Genomic DNA, 803 nt, shown 5'->3' with positions numbered 1-803 from the left:
CTACATCTGTGTGTTTGAGGACATCTCAGTGAGCAAAGCGCACGAAGAGAAACTGCAACGCATGGCGTTTTATGATCCGCTGACCAACTTGCCCAACCGAACCCATTTGATCAGCTTGCTGGAACAGCACATCGAGATGGAACAACCTTTTGCTACGTTGTTTCTTGATATCGACCACTTTAAGCACATTAACGACAGCATGGGCCATTTCTGCGGTGATCCCCTCTTGTCTAAACTCGCGGTTCGCCTGCAAGACATTTTGCACCTGAACGCGCATGTGGCTCGCATCGGTGGCGATGAATTTGTCATCGTACTGCCAGACATTGACGGCGATTCTCCGTTACTCGAAACGTTAAGCTCGATTTTGGGTGTGTTCCGCCGCCCGTTCGATCTGGCAAATCACGATTCGCTGCGGATCTCCACCAGCATCGGTATCGCACTCTACCCGAACGACGGTCAAGACAGTGAAACGCTGCTAAAAAACGCCGACACCGCAATGTATCTGGCGAAGAAAAATGGCCGTAACGGCTACGCGTTCTACTCTCCGGATTTAACTGACAAATCGGTATCGCACGTCCGTATTCAATCTGCGCTGCATGAAGCGATAGAAAAAGAACAACTGCATTTGGTGTATCAGCCGCAATACAACCTCGCGCAAAACGCAATTATTGGTGTGGAAGCCTTGGTGCGTTGGGAACACCCAGAATTTGGCTTAGTGCCACCTGCGGATTTTATTCCTATCGCAGAGAAGACGGGCTTGATTCAAAGCATCGGCGAATGGGTACTCAAAGACGCCTGTTTAC

The 803-nt window shown here is 49.9% G+C and carries 1 protein-coding gene; it reads left to right on the top strand.

The genetic code is table 11. The features are described from left to right. A partial coding sequence (locus R7P74_RS25870) for a putative bifunctional diguanylate cyclase/phosphodiesterase (RefSeq protein ID WP_318123511.1) occupies positions 1 to 803 on the top strand: 803 nt, incomplete at both ends.

Source organism: Vibrio sp. 2033 (assembly GCF_033339735.1).
Note: the sequence above shows the minus strand (reverse complement) of the source record. Positions and strands in the feature narration are given on the sequence as shown.